13 protein-coding genes are annotated in these 19,260 nt (G+C 75.5%); 5 read left to right on the top strand and 8 right to left on the bottom strand.

Annotated features, from left to right (window positions below):
* Positions 1–154 precede the first annotated feature (154 nt).
* The 4 genes from AC067J_RS19235 to AC067J_RS19250 form a co-directional block, all read right to left on the bottom strand.
* Entirely contained in the window at positions 155–1,615 is a 1,461-nt protein-coding gene (locus AC067J_RS19235; protein ID WP_478300667.1) for a vWA domain-containing protein, read from the bottom strand.
* Positions 1,612–2,844: an AAA family ATPase gene (locus AC067J_RS19240; RefSeq protein ID WP_478300980.1), complete on the bottom strand. Its 1,233-nt coding sequence runs from the start codon at positions 2,842–2,844 to the stop codon at positions 1,612–1,614. Before AC067J_RS19240 ends, AC067J_RS19235 begins: the two co-directional genes overlap by 4 nt.
* 103 nt (positions 2,845–2,947) lie before the next feature.
* A complete protein-coding gene (locus tag AC067J_RS19245) occupies positions 2,948–4,321 on the bottom strand; it encodes a hypothetical protein (protein WP_478300669.1) in 1,374 nt (457 codons plus the stop codon).
* 668 nt (positions 4,322–4,989) lie between these two features.
* Positions 4,990–8,019: a CRISPR-associated endonuclease Cas3'' gene (locus AC067J_RS19250; RefSeq protein ID WP_478300671.1), complete on the bottom strand. Its 3,030-nt coding sequence runs from the start codon at positions 8,017–8,019 to the stop codon at positions 4,990–4,992.
* Positions 8,020–8,162: 143 nt separating this feature from the next.
* Between AC067J_RS19250 and AC067J_RS19255 the strand changes: the two genes are divergently transcribed.
* From AC067J_RS19255 to AC067J_RS19275, 5 genes are read left to right on the top strand one after another with little or no spacing between them, the layout of a single operon-like run.
* The gene (locus AC067J_RS19255; RefSeq protein WP_478300673.1) at positions 8,163–9,719 is read left to right on the top strand and encodes a type I-E CRISPR-associated protein Cse1/CasA; all 1,557 of its coding nucleotides are present in this window, start codon (positions 8,163–8,165) and stop codon (positions 9,717–9,719) included.
* Positions 9,716–10,417 (top strand): type I-E CRISPR-associated protein Cse2/CasB, encoded by a 702-nt coding sequence (casB, locus tag AC067J_RS19260; protein ID WP_478300675.1) that lies wholly within the window; start codon positions 9,716–9,718, stop codon positions 10,415–10,417. The genes AC067J_RS19255 and casB overlap by 4 nt, the downstream gene beginning before the upstream one ends.
* Positions 10,414–11,817, top strand: coding sequence for a type I-E CRISPR-associated protein Cas7/Cse4/CasC (locus AC067J_RS19265; RefSeq protein ID WP_478300677.1), 1,404 nt, complete (start codon positions 10,414–10,416; stop codon positions 11,815–11,817). Before casB ends, AC067J_RS19265 begins: the two co-directional genes overlap by 4 nt.
* Positions 11,814–12,662, top strand: a complete 849-nt coding sequence (gene cas5e / locus AC067J_RS19270; protein ID WP_478300679.1) for a type I-E CRISPR-associated protein Cas5/CasD — start codon at positions 11,814–11,816, stop codon at positions 12,660–12,662. The genes AC067J_RS19265 and cas5e overlap by 4 nt, the downstream gene beginning before the upstream one ends.
* Positions 12,659–13,384: a type I-E CRISPR-associated protein Cas6/Cse3/CasE gene (locus AC067J_RS19275; RefSeq protein WP_478300680.1), complete on the top strand. Its 726-nt coding sequence runs from the start codon at positions 12,659–12,661 to the stop codon at positions 13,382–13,384. The genes cas5e and AC067J_RS19275 overlap by 4 nt, the downstream gene beginning before the upstream one ends.
* Positions 13,385–13,853: 469 nt before the next feature.
* On the opposite strand, the gene AC067J_RS19280 is transcribed toward AC067J_RS19275, so the two are convergent.
* From AC067J_RS19280 to AC067J_RS19295, 4 genes are all read right to left on the bottom strand, one after another.
* Complete coding sequence (locus tag AC067J_RS19280) at positions 13,854–14,615, bottom strand: hypothetical protein (protein WP_478300682.1); 762 nt, start codon at positions 14,613–14,615, stop codon at positions 13,854–13,856.
* Complete coding sequence (locus tag AC067J_RS19285) at positions 14,612–16,213, bottom strand: hypothetical protein (protein ID WP_478300684.1); 1,602 nt, start codon at positions 16,211–16,213, stop codon at positions 14,612–14,614. Before AC067J_RS19285 ends, AC067J_RS19280 begins: the two co-directional genes overlap by 4 nt.
* Before the next feature lie 291 nt (positions 16,214–16,504).
* Positions 16,505–17,686 carry an ARPP-2 domain-containing protein gene (locus AC067J_RS19290; RefSeq protein ID WP_478300686.1) on the bottom strand — a complete coding sequence of 394 codons (1,182 nt, stop codon included), beginning with the start codon at positions 17,684–17,686 and terminating at the stop codon, positions 16,505–16,507.
* Complete coding sequence (locus tag AC067J_RS19295; protein ID WP_478300688.1) at positions 17,683–19,242, bottom strand: hypothetical protein; 1,560 nt, start codon at positions 19,240–19,242, stop codon at positions 17,683–17,685. Before AC067J_RS19295 ends, AC067J_RS19290 begins: the two co-directional genes overlap by 4 nt.
* Between the last annotated feature and the right edge of the window lie 18 nt (positions 19,243–19,260).

Here is a 19,260-nt window from a genome sequence, read left to right on the forward strand (position 1 = left end):
GTAGGGACGGAACAGGGGAGGAACTGCGGCGCGCGCCAGCATGATGGTCCGTCAATGTCATGAATTCGTCAAGGAGTTGGGGCGTACCGAACGAACCGGTCGCGCCAGCTCACCGGGCTCGCCGGGCCAACCGGGCTCACCCGGCCAACCGGGCTCACCGAGTGGTGGAGGTCGAGCCGATCTCCACCACCCGGGCCCACCGCGGCGGGACGTCCGGCTCGTGGTCGGGATCGTCCTCACGCCACGAACCGCCCGCCCGGATCCGGCCGAACAGGCCGACCACCGTCCGGCACGGCGGCCGGGTGGTGGGCCACGGTGTCTGCCCGTCGGTCAGGACCACGAGGACGTCCGGCCGGGGCCACCTGCCGAGCGCCGCCGCGAAACCCGTCCGCAGATCCGTCCCGCCACCGCCCACCAACGGGATCCCCTCCGCCCGGCACAACGGGTGCACCGCCTGGGCCGCCGCGTCGCACGCCAACACCGTGACCATGTCGCGCCGCCCGCCCACCGCCCCCGCGATCGCCGCCACCTCCAGGAGCGCGCTGCCCAGTTCGGCGTCGCTCACCGAACCGGAGGTGTCGATCACCACGGACACCCGCGGCGGCCTGCGCCGCAGGCTCGGCAACACGGCACCGGGCACCGACGCCGAACGCCGGGACGGCCGGCCGTAGCTGTAGTCGTCACCCGCCCCCGGACCGGCCGCCGCCGAACGGACCGCCGCCCCCAGCAGCTCCCGCCACGGCTGCGGCGGATGGAACGCCTCCTCCGCCCACCGCCGCCACCCCTTCGGGGCCTGCCCCGGACGGCCGTTGATGCCCTGCGCCACCCGGAACCGGACCGCGTCCCGCTCGTGCTCGCGGAGGCCGTGCGCACCGTCCGGCCCGAGGTCCCACCCCCGCTCCAGCCCGTCGGCGCCGCTGCCGCAGTCCAGCCACACCAGGCCCTGCGTCAGCGGCCCGAGCCGGAACCGGCGCAGGTAGTCCTCCATCAGCTCGCCCTCGGGCAGACCGAGGTCCGCCGGCTCGACCGCCCCCTCCGGCCGGACCAGCCCGTCCCCGAACACGTCGTCGTTGATCTCGCAGTCCGCGGCGATGTTCATCCGCAGCCGCTCGCCCCGCCCGGTCAGCCCGCGCTCCCGCGCGACCCGGTCGCTGCGCCCGTGGTGGTCGCGCAGGAGGTGCGACACCTCGTGCACCCAGACGCCGGCCAGGTCCTCGACCGGGGTCAGGGCCACGAACGCCGGTGAGACGTAGCAGCGCCAGTGCCGGTCGACGGCCATCGTCGGGACCAGCCGTGACTCCACGACGTGCAGGGCGAACAGGGCCGTCGCCAGGTAGGGGCGGGCCCGGACCGCGTGCAGGCGGGCGGCGAACAGCTTGTCGAGGTCCAGCGGCGCGGGAGCCGGCGCCGCGGTCGCGGGTCCTGCTGCCGGTCCGGCCACCGGTTCGGCTGCCTGCGCGGCCGCCGGTGCAGTCGCCGGTGAGGCGTCGGGCGCCCTGCCCCACGCGGTGTCGGGGTCGGTGTCGTCGGCGGTGCCGGGGACGGTGTCGTGGGCGGTGCCGGGGACGGCGTCCCACGCGGTGTCGGGCGTGCTGCTCCGCACGGGCGTGCTCATCGACCCGCCTTCGCGGTGCGGGCGGCGGCCGTGACGGCCGCGCGGTCGGCCCGCCGGGACAGGGCCACCGCCCCGGCGAGCCCCTCGATCGACGCGGGCACGTCCCAGTCCTCCCGGCGCAGCGTGGCGAGCGTGGTGGCGGGCACCACCACCAGGTCCGGCGCCCCGGCCTCCACCGCCCGGACCAGCAGCGCCCAGGCGGCGTCCCAGCGCGACCGCTCCGGACGCCGCCGGACCGCCGCCACCACACCGTCGAGCACGGCCTGCCGGAGGTCCCCGCGCTCGGGCAGCACGGCGGACGCCGGGTCGGCGAGCAGCGCCTCGGGATCGGGGAGGTCCATCCGGTCCAGGCTCGCCAGCAGCTCCAGCCCCGGACCGTCCCCCACCGTGCCCCGGACGAGCAGGGAGAGTACCTCCCGGTCGGAGCCCGCGGCGGTCGCGAAGGCGATCAGGCGCAGCGTCATGTCCCAACTCCGGGGCGACGGCCAGGCGCCGCCCCGCCGGGCCTCGCTCTCGGGCAGCCGGTGCACCAGCGTGGGGCGGACGGCCAGCAGCCCGCACACCGCGCGGCGGGCGAAGTCCACCGCCACGGTGAGGCGTTGCGGATCGAGCCGGGGCAGGGTGGCGCGGGGCCAGGTCCCGCCGAGGCCGCGGACCACCACCTCGGGGTCGTGGATCCACTGGAGGTGGACGAAGCGGTTGGCCAGCGGCGGGCTCAGCTCCCAGCCGTCCGCCGCCGAGGAGCGCGGATTGGCGGCGGCCACGATCCTTACTCCGGGCGGGAGTTGGAGGGAGCCGATCCGTCGTTCCAGGACCAGGCGCAGCAGCGCGGCCTGGACGGCCGGCGGGGCGGTGGACAGCTCGTCCAGGAAGAGCAGCCCCCGTCCGGCCCGGACCAGGCGCACCGCCCAGTCGGGTGGGGCCATCGGGACACCCTGTACGGCGGGATCGTCCCCGACGACGGGCAGCCCCGAGAAGTCGGACGGCTCGTGCACGCTGGCGATCAGGGTGGTCAGCGGCAGGTCCAGGGTATCGGCGAGCCGGGTGAGGGCGGCGGTCTTGCCGATGCCGGGTTCTCCCCAGAGCAGCACGGGGAGGTCGGCGGCGACGGCCAGGGTCAGGGCCTCCAGCCGGGCATCCGGGCGGGGTTCGGTGTCGGTGTCGCGGAGCAGGGTCAACAGCTTGGCGGCGAGGTCGAGTTGGGTGGGCGCGGTGGTCAGGGTGGGCATGGCTGTGGAAGCAGGCATGGGCAACTACCTTCGGATTCGGAGCGGGTGGGGACGGGGTGGGGCTGAGGACGGGGTGGGACTGGGACGGGGTGGTGCCGAGACGTCAGCGGGAGGCGGCGTGGCGCGGGTGCGAGCGGCGATCGCCGGGGCGCCGGCGGCCGCCCGGTCCGCTGCCTAGTCCGCTGTCCGGTCCGCCGGTCGGGTGAGGTCGGGTGCCGATCAGACCGGCCCTGAACAGCCCGTGGACGATGCGCTGTCGGGCGGCCGCGTCCAGGTCGTCCCGCAGGGCGCCGGCCCGCGGCAGCGCGTCGGGACCGAGCAGGCCTTCGACGACGGCCAGCGCGCCGGCGGTGTCGCCGTGGTCGAGGCGTGCGCGGACGTCGTCGAGGTTCTCCGGGCGGCGGTGCGCCTCGTCGATGACCCGCAGGCAGGGGAGCGGAGTGCCGGTCAGGGCGACGAGCAGCTCCTCGCGGCGGAGCTCCGCCGGGTCGTGGTCCAGCGGGGCCAGTACCCCGTCGACCAGCCCGATCCGGTGCAGCTCGCCCCGGCACTCGACCAGCCGGGGCCGCCCCGCCGGGTCGGAGGCCGCAGCCGGTCCGGTCGGCCGGTGGCCGGGCACCAGCGCCGAGGCGACCAGCGGATGCAGCCGGTCGGCCCGGATCAGCCCGGCGCGGAGCAGCTCCAGGTCCGGCGGCACCCAGGTCGCCGCGTCGGGCAGGACGGGCAGGCCCGCGACCCGGGCGGCGGTGGCCGGTGCGGCGGCGGACCCGCCGCCGTCCGACGGCACGTCGAGGACGAGCCGCTGCCGGGAGCCGAGCCGGACCGCCACGGCCCCGGTCGAGCGCCCCTCGGAGCGGAGCAGGATCCCCGCCTCGGCGGCCCACCGGTCCACCGCACAGCTGAACCCCGGCGGCGCCGGGAACCCTTCGGCGGGCGGCGGCCGGTCGGCCCCGGACCGGACCCGCAGCTCCTCGGCCCGGCGGGCGTCCCACAGATGCCGGTGCAGGTCGAGGCGGAACCGCCGGCTCGGGTGCGGATGCGGGTGCCGACGCGCGCGCCCGTCGATGCGGGAGGCGTCCCACAGTGCGAGGCTGACCCGTTGACCGGCGTCCGCCCAGGCCGGGGGAGTCCGGACAACGAGCTGCACCGACCCCGAGCCGTACCGCGCCAACGGCACGGTCAGCCCGGGCCGCAGCAGCCCGTCCGGAGCGGTCCTCGGCAGATGCCAGCGCAGCAGGTCGGGCGCCAAGTGCCGTAGATCACGGCGGACTTGCGTCGCGAGGTCCCGTCCGTCGGTCCGTGCGAAGGATCGCAGGTCGAGATCGACATCGACACCCGCGGCAGCACAGGCCCCCGCCCAGTCGCCGACCCGGCGGCGGGCGGTGGCAGTGTCGATCACGGTGGGTGGCACGGCGAACTCGCGCACGCGCAGCCAGAAGGAAAGCCGGGAATCCCCGTTCGCGTTCTGAGTGAGCATCAGCACTCACCTTGCGCGGACGGGACCCCCGATCTGTCAGAAGGAGTCATCATCGCGCCGACCCTACTGCCCCACCCGGAGCCCCGCCACTGTATTTCCCTGCGGTCCGGAGTCCCCGCGTGCGCGGGGCAGATCCCGTATCGGATCAGGGCTGTTCCTCGGGAACCGGGTCATCCCCGCAGACGCGGGGCCGACAGGACGTCTCGCGCAGCCCTCTGGCACATGTAGGAGCCATCCCCGCCCGGGCGGGGGGTGTCACCATGACGGGCCCGGTCGCGTAGACCGGCATGGAGCCGGAGCCATCCCCACATGCGCGGGGTCGATAGCGCGGCCGCCGTACTCGCGTCGGTGATCGAGGAGCCATCTCCGCGTGCGCGGGGTCGATCTCAGCGACGGCACGCCCCAGGTGATCGACGGGGAGGCATCCCCACATGCGCGGGGTCGATGCGTTCCGACGTGTGAGTCTAGCCCGTGGGGGTGGGCGGTTCATTCGGTCCCGGAGGTCAGGCTGCCTGACGCCCGGTCCTCCAGGAGGCTGCGGTACCGCGGGCGCGGACAGCCGGGAGGGGCCGCCACGCTTGAGACGTCACGCCTCCGTCGTGAGGCCGTCCCTCCCGCGATCGTGCGGCTGGCAGGCATCGACCGCGCGGGTGGTGGCGGCCGGGTGGCTATCGCCGGAATCCCCTCCTCGGGTCGTAGTGGAGGCCGAGGGGGCCGCTGACGCACCGGCCGGTGGTGGGGTCGAAGAGGGCGGTGGGGCGGTACTTGAGGGCGGGGGCGTCGATGGCGGGCCAGGCGTCGGGAGGGGGGAGCCGCCGCTCGCCGGTGGTCCAGGAGGCGGGGACGGCAAGGGTGTTGAGGAGGAAGTCCTTCTGCTGCCGCCGCCGCTGCCCGGTGTCGCCGGGGTGGTAGGCGGTGTCGACCGGGAGGTGTCCGGCCCGGTCGTAGGTGAGGCGCCCGTCCGGGCCGGGCTGCCGGTAGAGGGCGAGGAACTCGATCGACGGCGCGCCGAGCCGGGACAGGGCGGCGATGCCGGGTGCGCCGGTGGTCCGGCCGTCGCCGTCGCCGTGGGACCGGCCCGAGGCGAGCCGGTTGGCGGTGACGGGTTTGCTGCGGCTCCTGCCGTAGGGCCGGAACGGGCGGGCGTCGGCGTGCGCGTGCTCGTCGGCGAGAAGGGCCCGCCAGGCGGCGCCGGTGCGGTCGAGGAGTGCGGCGAGGGCCCCCGACACGGCCGGACGCTCGTCGCCGTAGACCTCCTCGACGAGCGCGCTGCCGTGCTCGGGGGTGACCATGCGGTAGACGCCCGTGGCGTCCGTGCGCCGGGTGAGGGCGTGCCAGGTGGCGGCGAGCGTGTAGGGGGCGTAGACGTGGCCGTCGGCGTCGGCGGGTGGTTCGACGGCCGGCAGCCCGTCCTCGTCGGGGTGCCACAGCACCGTCATCCGGGGCTCGGCGCACGACGCGGGCCGGCGGTTGGCGGCGTGCCGGTGGAGCCGTCCGCGCCGTTGGACGAGGAGGTCGACGGGTGCGAGGTCGGTGTACAGGCGGTCGAAGTCGATGTCGAGCGACTGCTCGACGATCTGGGTGGCGATGACGAGCAGGCGGCGCGGGCGCAGCGGGTTGGCCCGTCCGCGTTGTCCGCCGGGGCCGAGCGCCTCGACCAGGCGGTTCTCGACGGGCAGCCGGTCGCGGCCCATGAGCCGTCCGTGCAGCAGGACGATCTCGTGCTCGCCCCAGCCGTACGCGGCGGCCGACCGGAGTACGGCCGCGTGGAGTTCGATCGCCGGGTCCACCCGGTTGCGGACCACGACGGTGATCCCGCCGCCGCCGTCGTCGCCGTCGCCGTTGTCGTCACCGTCGCCGGCGAGGAGGGTGCGGGCGAGCCGTTCCGTCCCGGGGTCGGTGGCCATCACCAGTTCGGTGCGAACGGGGCGAGCGGGCGCGTCGGCGCCGGTGCGGCTGACGACGCCGTTCTCGTCGACGACGGTGATCGGTCCGTTCTGCCCGAGGTCGGTGAGGGGCCGTTGCAGTCCGGTGCACCAGGCGTCGGTGAGCAGCTTCCGGGTGGCGGCGGGCAGGGTCGCGGAGAGGACGACGACGGACGCGCCGGCGTCGGCGAGCCATTCGACGGCGGCACCGAGCATGCCCTGCTGGAAGAGCTGGTAGGCGTGGGCCTCGTCGATGACGACGACCTTCCCGGCGAGGCCGAGCAGCCGGAGCATCCAGTGGCGCGCGGGCTGCGGGGCGAGGACGACCTGGTCGACGGTGCCGATGCCGAAGGTGGAGACGAGGCCGAGGCAGCGCCGCAGGTACCAGGGGTGGAGGACGATCCGGGTGGGGCCGTCCTTCCACTCGGGGGTGGTGTCGTTGCAGGCGGCGGCCTCGATCGGGTCGTGGAGCACGTCGAAGGCGCTCTGCTGCGGTGTCCGGGTGCCGTCGAGGAGCCGGTGGACGAAGTCGGTTCCCTCGGCGGCACCGTGGACGACGGCGAGGTTGGCGGTGCCTCTGGTGCCCGTGGTGCCTTTGGTGCCCGCCGTGCCTGCGGTGTCGGTGCTGCCCGCGCTGCCGGTCGCGCGGGTGGCGAACGTCCTGAGCTCGGCGGCGATCTGGTTGGTGGCGGCGCGGGTGGGCATGGCCAGGTACAGGCCCTGGTGGCCGCAGGTGCGGGCGAGTGCGTGGGCGGCGGCGAGGGCGAGCCGGGTCTTGCCGGAGCCGGTGGCGGACTCGACGACGACCAGGGCGGGCCCGTGCCGGGGAAGGGCGGCGAGGGCCGCCGCCTGGAACGGGTGCGGTTCGGTTCCGGGGAAGAGCTCGCTCCAACTCGCCTCCACAGGAGACCACTTGTCGAGGAGGAGTTCGCCGATGGCCTGGTCGGCCTGGCGCCGGGAGGCCGCCCACCACGCGGTCGGCGTCTCCTCCGGTCCGCGGAAGGCGAAGTGGTCCTCGCTCGAAGCGAGCCAGTCGGCGAGGACGACGAGCCCGGCGAACAGCGGCAGCACGGCGGGGCGTTGCGGCCGGACGAGCTCGGGAAGGTCGGCGAGCGGTGCGCCGATCAGCTCGGCGAGCTCGGTGACGAACGCCCGGTGGACCGGTTCCCAGCGGCTCGACGGTGCGGCGCCGAAGGCCCGTTCGACCGATTCGGCGTCGGGGATGTGGCCGTGGTGGCCGCCGAGGAGCAGGGCGGCGGTGTGCAGGCCGGTGACGCAGGGGCCGGCACCGCCGCAGTCCTCGCCGGTGCAGCCGAGCAGGCGGGGGAGGTGTGCGGCGGTGATGTGCTCGTGCCGGGAGGCGACCTGCGCGGCGGGGTGCGGATCGGCGGGCAGGCCGACGGCGTCGGCGAACGCCCGCCACTCGTTCCGCGCGCGGCCCCGCAGGAGTGCCGCCTCGTCACGGCGCCCCGTGCCGAACTGGCGGAGGAAGCAGCCGGATCCCTTGCCCAGGTCGTGCAGGGCGGCCAGCAGCATGACGACCCTCCGGGCGGTCGCGTCGTCGCCCGCGCCGAACGCCCGGGCGAGGCGCGAGCGGATGCCCGGAGTGAGGTAGCGGTCCCACAGCTGCCCGACGCAGGCGGCGGTGTCGAGCGCGTGTGCGGTGAGCGGGTTCCAGGCCGGACCGCCCGCGCCCCGGGACCTTCCGCGTTGATCGGTCTTCGCCCAAATCGCGTGATGGGCGAGCCACTTGGCGAACTGATGATGTGTCAACCACGCCTCCCGGTCCTGGTACTGTCGTGCTCGAACCGCAGCCCGACAGGGCTGCGCGAGTAGGCGTCCCGCGGCAGGCAGGACCCCTGGAACCGACCTGCCCCGCACGGGCCGAGGCGCCCGGCGGAGCGGAGGAACACCCCATGCGATGGGACCCACGCGAGCAACCATGCATCCCCGCACTGACAACCGGCCCCGGGACCGCGGTCACGGCCGTCGAGGCGCTCCGCGACGCCGACCGGATCACCGCCGTCTACGGTGACACCCCCGGCGAGACCGCCGCGCTGCTCGAATGGCTGCTCGGCCTGCTGTACGCCGCCGGTTGCCACCCGACCGACCCGGACGAGTGGCGGGACCGGGTCGTGGGCCGGGAGTCCCTCGAACCCGCCGCCGACTGGCTCGCCGGGCACCCGGGCGTCTGGGACCTCTTCGACCCCGTCCGGCCCCTCGGCCAGAACGCCGGACTCCTGCCCCACCTGGCCGCGTTCGGCGTCGGGCCGGCCCAGCTCGTCATCGAGCACGCCGGCGACTACAACCAGCACTTCGACCACCGCCACCTGCACCACCCCGCCCCCCTGCCCGCCGACCGGGCCTGGCGGGCGATGCTCACCCAGCACACCTTCGGCCAGGGCCGCCGGGCCCGCATCCCGGCCCAGCAGATGGGGCTCCCCGCTCCGTTCACCAACCTCTCCGGCTGCCGCCTCGGCTCCCGCGTCCGCGTCTTCGCGCTCGGCCGCACCCTCGGCGACACCCTCCGGCTCAACCTCGCACCCTGGGAGCCCGACCCCGACGCCGACCCCGACCGGAGGGCCGGGACCCTCAACCTCACCTGGGGCGACCGGTCGGACCGCCGGCCCTTCGGCAGGACCGGGGCGCACGAGACCCGGCTCCCGGACGGGCCCGCCGACTACCACACCGTCCTCGGCCGATCCGTCGCACTGCGCCCGGTCGCGCTGCCGGACGGCGGGATCGGCGTCGACCGCGTACTGGTCGGCCCCGGCGAGACGCTCGGCACGCTGCCCGCCGCGTACCGCGACGACGAGGTCCTGACCATGCGCGACAACAAGGCCGTGGTCCTCAGACCCCAGCAGTCCCGCGAACTCTGGCGCGAGGCGCACGCCCTGTACGCCGCGGTCCCCACCGAACGCACCAAGGGCAACGACCTGTACGGACGCCTGGCCATGCTGCGCGGTCTGCGCCCCGAACTGTGGGCGGTCGGGCTGCTCGCCGACAAGGGCACCCCGATCGCCTGGGTGAGCGACCACTTCCCGTACGTCCCCGGCCGCGAGGCCGACCTCCGGCAGTCCGCCGAGCAGGGCTCCGCGATCGCCGAGTACGCGGCGACGGCACTCCGCCGCGCCGCCGAAGCCGCCTGCGACGCGACCTACCCCAACCCCAAGCCCGCCGACAAGGCGGGCCAACTCGCCCGCTTCAACGGCGAACCGGAGCTGTGGGCCGGCACCGGGCCGGAGTTCCACGGCCTGCTCGACGCCGCCGCCGACGGCGTCCCCGTCCACACCGCCCTGGCCCGCTACGGCACGGCGGTCCGGGCGCTCGCCACCGCCGCGCTCACCACCCGCCTCAACAGCCTCCCGCCGACCGGGGCGGGCATGAAGGCCCGCGCCCAGGCGCTCAAGCGGCTGAAGGACGAGCTGGACAGCCGGAAGGCCCCCGACCCCCTGAAGGAGACCGCCGCGTGAACGACCCCGCTCCGGACCAGGCGGCCCCCACCCCCGGGCGGCTGCTCACCTCCTGGCTGTGCGGGCTGGTCCGCGCCCGCCAGTACGGGCAGCTCGCCGACCTCCGCCGGCCGGCCGCACCCACCCGGGCCCGCCTCACGGCCGAGGGCTTCGCGCCCTCCGAGGAGACCCGCGAACTCTTCGGGCAGACCGCCTTCCTCTTCGCCCGCCACCACGCCGGCCGCCTGGAACCGTCCCCCGGCTCGGGCGACATCGGCGCGGCGCTGCGCCGGATCGGATCCGGTGCCGGCCGCGGCCCGGCCGACCCCGGCGCGGTGCGGCTCCTGGACCGCGTGGTCGCCGCCCGGCGGGTGCCGTGGCGCCACCTCCAGCACGTGGTCGAGCGGTCCCGGTCCTGCGACACCGTGCCGCCGTCCTGGGCGGCGCTCACCGAGGACCTCGCCGCCTGGAGCGCCAGGGGACGGCCCGTCCAGTACCGGTGGGCGCGCTCCTTCTACACCCCGAGCGGCACCCCGGCCCACACCACGACCCACACGCCGACCCACACGCCGACCCACACCCCGACCCACACGCCGACCCACACCCCGGCCCACACGCCGATCCGCACCGAGGCCTACGCCCCGGACCACCCCCCGACCCACGTACCCGAACCGCGCGGGGCGATCCCCGCCCCGGCACCGATCGGAGACGCGCAGTGACCACCGCGCCCGCCACCACGACCACCGGCGACCAGTACCTCTCCCTCCACCTGCTGGAGACCATGGTCGCCGTCCTGCCGGTCCGCGACGAGAACGGCATGCCCAAGGCGATCAGCCTCGGCGGTGACCTGCGGACGATGATCACCTCCCAGTCCCGCCGCCGCGCCGAGCGCACCCACTCCCGCAACCGCGCCAACAACGGCGACGGGCCGCTCGCCGGCTACGCGATGGGCCTGCGCACCCGAGAGTGGGCGAAGATCACGGCCGCCGCACTGGAGGCCCACGGCTGGGACCGGGCGCAGGCCCTGGCCACGGCCAAGGGCGTGCTGAGCGGCGTCGGCCTCAAGTTCGGCGACAAGCCGAACACCGCCGACCTCACCAAGGTCCTCCTCTTCGCACCCGAGGACGCCGGCCGCGTCCTCGCCGACTACCTGCACGGCAACGGGGACGCCGTCGCCGCCTGGGCCGAGGACTACACGGCCGCACAGACCGCCGCGGCCGAGCGGAGGACGAAGGCCGCCGCCAGGCGCAGGGCCCAGGCCAAGGCCCGCAGGGAAGGCGCCGCCGCCCTCGTCGACGCCCCCGCGGCCGCCGACGAGCAGGGGGCGGACGGCGACGAAGCGGAGGAGAAGCTCCCCGCCCTGCCCCGGACCGTCCGCGAGGCCGTGCTCACCGCACTCGCACCCCGCGACGCCATCGACATCGCCCTCTACGGCCGCTTCCTCGCCGAGATCGCCGACTCGCCGAACGTCGACGGCGCCGTCCAGACCGCGCACGCCTTCACCGTCCACCCGGCCGAGCACATCGACGACTTCTACTCGGCGGCCGACGACGCCAAGCTCGACCGCAGGAACCGCACCCGGTCCGGCGCGCTCGACCACCTCGACGCCGCCGAGGACTCGGGCGCCGGCATGACCGGCTACCAGTCCCTGATCTCCGGCACCTTCTACCGCCACGCCGTGCTGGACCGCCACAAGCTGCGCGCCAACCTCCTCACCTCCGGCATGGCCCCCGAGGACGTCGACACCGCGGCCGCCGCCGCCGAACGCGAGGTCGTCGACGCCTTCGTCAACTCCCAGCCGCGCGCCAAGACCAACACCACCGCCTCCGCCGGATCCCTCCCCAAGCTCGTCATGGCCTTCGACGGGAAGCGCCCGTTCAACTACGGCCTCGCCTTCGAACAGGCCGTCTTCGAGGAGACCGACGGCCCCGCGTCCCTCCAGGCCACCCGCCGCCTCCTCGCCCAGCACGCCCTCGTCACCCGCAAGCGCGACGACATCACCCCCGCCCGCCTCCTCACCTACGACCTCGCCGTGGAGGCGCTGCTGGCCGAGGAGGCCGCGAAGGGCACCCTCCCGGGCAGCGAGGTCGACACCGTCGAGGAGCTGACCCGCCCGTGACGGACGCCGTCCTCCTCGCCCGGCTCGCCGCCCCCCTCCAGTCCTGGGGGAGCGCCTCCCGGTTCGACCGCCGCGGCACCCAGACCCGCCCCACCAAGTCCGGCTGCATCGGCATGATCGCCGCCGCCCTCGGCCTCGACCGCACCGACGACCTCGGCCGCCTCACCGAACTCCGCTTCGGCGTACGGGAGGACCGCCCCGGCACACCCGTCCACGACTACCACGTCGTCGGCGGCGGCCCCATGCCGCTGCGCCCCCGCGACCTGATCACCGACCACCGGCGGGCCGCGGCCGCCTCCGCCCGCCTCGACGCGGAGACCGGCCGGTCGTTCGGACGCACCGCCGGGACGGCTCCGGCCTCCTGGTACGGCGCGCCCAAGGAGATCGCCCCGGACGAGCGGACGGGCGCCCTCACCGCCGGCAACCTGCGCCGCGACCCCATGCGGACCTACCGCTGGTACCTCGCCGACGCCGCGTTCGTCACCGCCCTCCAGCACCCCGACCGCGGGTTCCTGGAGGAGATCGCGCACGCCCTCGAACACCCCCGGCGGCTGCTGTGGCTCGGCCGGAAGTCCTGCCCGCCGTCCGGGAGCATCGCCGGCGGCGTCCACACCGGGACGCTGGAGACCGTCCTCCGGTCCACCGGCCTGCTCCCCAACGCCACGGTCACCGCGCCGCTGGCCTGGACCGAGGTCCCGCCCGGGACCCGTGGCGCGACCCGGACCACCGACCAGCCGGAGACGTTCGACCCGGACCGGCGGATGCACGCCGTCCGCTGGGAGAGCAGGACCCGGCTCACCCTCGACCCGGAACCCACCATCCGCTGGGAGGACCTGATCCCGTGACGGCCCGACTGATCGCCTGCCACAGCGTCCTGCACCTCGACGCCCGGCACCCCGTCGCCGCCCGGTGCCTGCTCGACGCCCAGGACATGCACCGGCTCGTCATGAGCGGGTTCCGCGGCTGGGTCGAGGACGGCCAGCCGGCCCCCCGCGCCCAGATGGGCATCCTGTCGACGTGGAGCGTGGACCTCAGGAGCAACACCCTGGTGCTCGTCGTCCAGTCCAAGGTGGCCCCCGACTGGTCCCACCTCCCCGGGCAGGCGCTCGTCGAGAAGGTCGACACCATCAACGTCGACGAGCCGCTCAGGGCGGGCGACCGCTTCACCTTCCGCACCGTCATCGCGCCGCTGACCGCCCGCCGGGACCCGAAGAACCCCGAGCGCGGGACGAGGAAGCGCCCCCAGGCCAGGCCGGACCACGTCCGGGACTGGCTCATGAAGCGGTCGGAGCAGCCGGCCGGGGAGCCGGACGGGGAGTCGACCGGGGAGTCGACCGGGTCGGGGGACACCCGGCGGATCGGCGCGGTCCTCGACCGCGAGGCCATCGCCATCCGCATGCTGCCGCCCGTCACCAGCCGGCACCACGAGGGGCTGAAGATCAGCCGCTCGGAGGTCCGCGGGCGACTCACCGTCACCGACCCCGAGGCCTTCCTGACCACCCTGGCGGAGGGTCTCGGCTCGGGCCGCGCCTACAGCTGCGGGCTGGTCCTGGTACGCCGGACCTGACGCCCGCCACCCGCCGCCCGCACCGTGGTGCGGTAGCACCACCCCCTGCCCACGGGCGGGGACGGCCCGGGACCCGGCGGCTCCCGGGCCTCCGGCCCCGCCTCCGGTGGGGATGGCTCCTCCTTCATTGCCTCGGCGGCCATGTCGGTGTCGTCGGCCCCGCTGCGGTGGGGATGGCCCGTGGAGAGTGAACGGGTCGGGGAAGTCGGTCTCGGCGGCCCTGCTGCGGTGGGGATGGCCCGTGCCGGAAATCCGTCTTGCGGCCGATCTGTTTGTCGGCCCCGCTCCTGCGGGGATGGCCCGGTGGTTCCGGCCCTCATGGCAGCCGCCGACTGATCGGCTCCGCCCCGGCGGGGACGTGCGGTCCGCCCGCGGGTGCGGGGCCCGCCCCGTCGCCGTGTGCACTTTGCAAAGTACGTTTTTGCTTTGCAAAGTGCAGCACCCGGGTCACGGCGTACGCCGGCCCGCCTCAAGGTGGCGGTGGCGGTGGCGGTGGTGGGGGCGAGGACGGCGGGCGCGAGGCCATCGGCATCGTCGGCGCGGCCGGAGGCGGTGGAACCGGCGAGCCCTGCGGTGCCCGCGCTTCCTGCGGTGCCGGCGCTTCCTGCGGTGCCGGCGGTGGCTCCGCCGCCTCCGGCTCGTCGGGCAGCAGCCGGATCCCGTGGCGCAGGTGTACCGCGCCGGGCAGGTCGTAGGTGCGCCGGCGCTGCGCGACGGTCTGGCGCCCGACGGACAGCGTGCCGGTGACGGTGCAGCTCCCGGCCCGGATCTCCGCCAGCCGGGCCCGCCGCACCACCGCGACCACGCCGTCCAGTTCGATGGCGAGGGCCAGCGTCATCCGGACCGACCCGGCCGGGGTGCCGTCCACCAGCAGGTCGACGTGCGGGCTGTTGGCCGAGGTGATGCGGTGACTGGCCAGGGCCACGACCTCCTCGGTACCGGGTGCGGCCCGGGTGCGCTGGGCGGCCGCGGTCAGAGCCGCGTGCCGGGTCCACCCGGCGGCGGCGAACTCGAACAGGCTCCGGTCGAGCATGCCGTCCAGCGCGGTGGCCACCTCGTGCTCGACGGCCCGCCCGGCCGCGCCGGTGAACCGGGGCACGCCGTGCAGCAGGGCGTCGACGGTGCCCTCTTCGCGCAGGGCCTCGGTGAGCGCGTCCACGGCGCTGCCGGCCTCCGCCGAGAACAGCAGCTCGCGGGTGGTGGCCGGGTCGGTCAGGGTGACGCCGTTCATTCCTCCTCCTCGTCCCCCCTGCCGTCCTCGTCGCCGATGCCCTCCATGTCCCCCTCGCCCTCCTCGCCCTCCTCGCCCTCCCCGGGCTCCTCGTACTCCCCGGGCTCCTCGTCCGCCTCGACGCGGTGCGTGCCGGGATCGGGCCGGGGCTCCAGCCGGACGGTGCGGGTCGGGCCGGCCGGGTCGCCGGTCTCCGTCACCTGCGGCAGGGGCGGCTCACCGGGCGAGGGACGGACCGAGACGTGCCCCGACACCCAGCGCGGCGCCCGGTGGCGGCCGAGCAGGTGGACCCCGGCGGCGACGGCCAGCACGGCCGCCCCGCCGGCGGCCGGTCCGACGACCAACGCGACGGGCACCGCGTCCTCCGGTTCGGACCGGCCGTCGGGGCTGGGACTGTCACTGGGACTCGGGTCGTCAGTGGGGCTCGGGTCGTCGCTGGGACTCGGTCCGTCACTGGGGCTCGGACTGTCGCTGGGGCTAGGGTCGTCGCTCCGGTCGGGCGGCAGGACCTCGAACCCGGTGTCGGCGGCCATGTCCGGGTACGCCGGGCACACCGCGTGCAGCGTGTAGCGGCCCGGCTGGGCGTCGTCGTCGATCTGCGCGGTCACGGTGAACCCTCCGTCCGCGTCCGTGGCGACCTGCTGCCAGACGTTGCCGTTCCAGGACAGCTCGACCTCGGTGCCCTGGCAGTCGAACCCGGTGCCGGTGATCACCAGCTGCTCACCCGCACGGCCGCTCGCGGGGTCGGCGCGCACGCCTGGACGCCCGTCCTGCGGTTCGCTCGGGCTGCTCCCGCCGGCGGGGACCACGGTGAACGTCGCCTCGGCGAAGTACTCGGAGTCCGGGCCGCAGGACGCCTCCACCGGGTGCCCGCCCGGCGTCGCGCCGGCCGGCACGGTGAGCGGGCTGTCGAAGGCGCCATCGGCCCCCGGGGTGACCCGTCCGAGCGTCTCCCCGTCCCACCCCAGGACGACGGAGGAGCCCTTGGGACAGGTGAACCCGGTGCCCGTCGCGGTGAACGGCTGCCCGGCGGCCCCGCTCGCCGGGGTCAGGGTGAGGGTCTCGTCCGCGCTGTCCGTCTCCTCGACCGTGAACGTCGCGGAAGCGGTCAGGGACGGCGCGATGGCGACGACGCTGCCGACAGCGGAGCCGGAGCCGGCGCCGGGGACGGGTGCGGAGCCGGGCGCGTGGTCGGGCGCGAGAGCGGGTGCGGCGACGACGGGGCCGTCGTCGGTCGGGGTCGGCACACTGGGCGACGGAGCGGCGGTGCAGTAGGCCGTCACCGTGTGGGCCCCCGGGGCGGCGCCGGCGGGGACGTCGACGTACCCGGTGAACGGTCCGCTCGGATTCGCCGCCGCCGTGCCGGCCGGGTCGGAGTCCCAGTACAGCTGCACCGAGTCGCTCCCGGGCGTACAGGCCTCGAAGCCGGTTCCCCGGACGGTCACCCGGGTCTCCGCCGCCCCGTGGTCGGGGGAGAGGAGCAGCTGCGGCTCTGCGTGTGCCGTCGGGCAGAACAGCAGGGAGGCGACCGCGACCACGACGGCCAGGAGCGCTGCGGTCGGTGCCGGGCGCACCGGTCGGCCGGTGCCTAAGGACATCGCCGACCGCCTCCGGGGCGGCGAGGGGCGGCCCGGGTCCGGTGTGCGGAAGACCTGGCGGGGTGGGAGTCGCCCCCGTCGGCCGGGTGGCGCAGGTGTCGGTTCATCGCCGACCGTCCTTCCACGAACCTTCTCCCATCATCCCCCCGCTCGCGATCCCCACAACGCGATCCCCACTACGCGGTCGCGACACTGCGGTCACGGCAGTGCGGTCGCGGCACCGCGGCCGTCCGCGTGCGCGGTCCCGCACGTGGTCCCTCGTGCGATCCCCGCTCCCGCGGGGCACCGGTCCTACCGGGTGCCGTGGCGGGCCTGGCGGCGGTAGTGGTCGAGGATGTCCTGGCGCAGCAGGTCGCCGAAGCCGGCGGACTCCAGGCGGAGGCCGAGCTGGGCCTCGGTGATGCCCAGGGCTTCGGCGGCGGAGGGCAGGTGCCAGTCGTGGGCGGCGACGCGGTCGAGGAGGTGGCCGCGGCGGACCTGGCTCTCGGAGAGGCGGAACGTCTTGAGGTAGGCGATCCGCCCGGTCTCGTCGGTGATGGCCTCGCCGATGTGGTTCTCCTGCTTGGGGCGGAAGTCCGGCAGGAAGCGGGAGAGGGTGAACCGGTCGAGCCGGTGCACGACCTGCTGCCGGTGGTCCGCGGCCAGCAGGCCGCCGGCCATCGTCGTGTCGTGGAACCGTGCCCAGGCGCGTTCCTCCTCGTCGACGGCGGCGCGGAGGCCGGCGAGCGAACGGATCGGCCCGCTCAGGTCGGCGCGGAAGTCGGGCACCGGCGCGGACAGGGTGCCGTAGTGGTGGATGAGTTCGCCGTAGAGGTCGAGCAGGAGACTCTGGTGCAGGGCCCGGTAGTCGTCGGGGTGCGGCACCACGAACGCGGCGGCGAGGGCGTCGGCGACGTACACCACGAGGCCGCACTGGCCGGGGTGGAGCTCGAACACCCGGAGGGCGTCGGCCAGTCCGCGGACCTGGTCGCCGCTGTACGCCTCCTCGGCGCGCGGGGACAGCCCGCGGTGCAGGGCCCGCTCGGACCACTGCTCCCAGGCGATGGACGGTCCGCCGAAGTGCAGCGAGAGGTACCCCTCCAGGGAGAGGTGGAGGGGCAGGAAGCGCAGCCTGGTGGTGCTCTCGCGCTTGACCGTCCGGCGCGGGATCCGGAGCCGGACGCGTTCGGGCTCGGTTCCGGGTCCGGTCACGGCCGGGCCGAGCCGGGTGCCGTAGGCGGCCGCCGCGGTGCCGTCGCGCGTCCAGTCGGCGACGAAGCCGTGCGGGATGTACGCGTGGTAGCTCCGCCGCCGGTCGATCGGGACGGCGGTGGGCGCGGCGAACTCGTCCGCGTGGATCTCCTGGTGGAGCCGGAGGTCCTCGTACGGCTCGTCGCGGACCAGCGGCACCAGCCGGACCCCGCCCCACACCTGGGCGGGCCTCGCGGTGAGGCCGGTCAGGTCGAGCCGGAACGCCTGCGGTGCGGCGGTCATCGTGCCCCCTCCGCGTGCCCGGCGGCCCCGGCCCCGGCACCGGCCGCGTCCGCGGAACCAATCGTGTCGGCGGCCCCGGCGGCCCCGGAGGTACCTGCGGCTCCCGTGGTGTGAGCGGCCCCGGCCGTGCCCGCCGCCAGGAACCGTTCCGTGCGGACCGCCAGGTGGGCCGTCAGCTCGGCGAGGTCGGTGCGGCCCTCCGCGAACCGGGCGAACTCGACCAGCGCCGGCAGGTCCTCGGCGTCGCGCAGCCCGGCGGTGGGCACCGTCGGGGCCAGCCGCCGGACGTCGAAGTCCTCGGCGTCGTACACCGGGTTGAGGTGCACGACGCTGGTCCGCCGCTCCGGGTCCAGCCGGGTGCGCCACACCCGCAGCACCTCGGCGGCCAGTCCGGGCGGCGCGTTGTCCCAGCCGTCCGAGACGATCAGCAGCCGCTGCGGTGCGGTGTCGAGCGCGTCGAGGATCCGCCGGCCGAGCGGGGTCGGGCCGGTCGGGCGGGCGAGCAGCGCGTCGGTGCGGCCGGAGGTCCACAGTGCCGTGTACTCGTCGGCGAGCACCTCCAGCAGGAAGTGGCTCGCCAGTGCGGCGGCGAGCGGGCGCCGGCGCTTGCGGCCCGAGCCGTAGGCGGAGAAGCTGTCGTCGAGGACGGCCGTGACCCGCCCCCAACTGCCCTCCCGTGCACCGGCGGAGCGTGCGGCCCGCCGGGCGGCGTCGCGCAGGGCCCCGGTCAGCTCCGCGCGCCTGGCCGTCCGGTCGGCGGGCGGCAGGCCGAGGACGTAGGAGGCGAGCCGGGTGAGCGGCATCCGGGCCAGGTCGGTGCCGACGGCGGTGGCGCCGTGGCCGCGGGCGGACTCCTGCAGGCGCAGCCGCTCCAGCGTGGTCATCCGCGGTGTGATGCGGTCCAGGAAGGTGGCGCGGGGGATGCCGTGCCGCTGGGCGAATCCCTCGGCCACCGTGTACGGGAGTTCGTAGAGGGCCGACTGCTCGTGGTGGGCGCGCCGCCAGGCGTCGAGCAGCGGCGACGCGAAGCGGGCGCGGCGGCGCGGGGCGTACAGGAAGTCGCCGGTCTCCGCCGCCGCCGGCCGCAGGTGGGTGTGGCGCAGCGCCAGTTTGAGGCCGGTGCGGTACTTCACGGCGTCGAAGGCCTGGTCCGGGCGGGCGGTGAGCCAGTCGCGCAGGATGGCGCGGGTGCGGCGGTTGTTGACCTTGGCCCGGCGCAGTTCGGCGATCAGCCGGTACACGCGCTGCGGGGGGAGCAGGGCCAGCCGGCGCGCGATGAGCCGGCCTTCGGTGTGCCGCTGCTCGGCGGTCGCCTCGCGGGCGTTCTCCAGCAGCCGCCGGACGATCAGTGCCGCGTTGTGGTCGTTGATGTCGAGGGCGAGCGCGGCGGCGTACGGCCCGCGGTAGTTGACGAGCATGTACTCGTGCAGGAAGTCGAGCGAGAGCCGTTGCTCGTCCGCTCCGCCGTGGAACTCGTGCTGGCCGGTGCCGGTGATCGCGGCGTTGACGAAGAGCAGTACGTCCTCGGCGGCGACGAGGTCGCCGTACGTCTCCACCGTGCGCTCCCCGCCCCT

Source organism: Kitasatospora sp. NPDC042419 (genome assembly GCF_056437345.1).